The 367-nt window shown below is 73.6% G+C and carries 1 pseudogene; it reads right to left on the reverse strand.

The features are described from left to right. A pseudogene (locus JYA52_RS17575) lies at positions 1–367 on the reverse strand (HNH endonuclease signature motif containing protein); the annotation flags it as partial.

Raw genomic sequence — 367 nt, forward strand, 5'->3', positions numbered from 1 at the left:
CGGCGACACCGCGGGGACAGACGCGGAAGTGGCAGCGGAGCTTGAGGCAGCGGCGTCGGTGCCCTCGTCTGTGCCTATGCCTTTGCCGTCGTCCGTGCCGGTGCCCCAGCCGGTGGTCAAGCCGGCGGCCGTGCGCGCGGGTCCGGATGCTTTGATCGCCTCGGTGGGGTTGCGGTCCACGGCGGCAGCGGCGAGCAGCTGCCGGTACTCGCCCCGGCGGGAGAGCTCCTCGCCCAGCTCGGCGAAGTCCGCGGCGTCCGGGAAACCCGCCAACGCCAGCTCACTGGGTGCGGACTCGGCAGCGGCCTCCAGCAGCACCAGGCAGCGTTCGAGGCAGTGGCTCGCCCCGGCCGTGAAGGCATCCCCG

The organism is Arthrobacter pascens (assembly GCF_017052465.1).
GTDB lineage: Bacteria > Actinomycetota > Actinomycetes > Actinomycetales > Micrococcaceae > Arthrobacter > Arthrobacter pascens.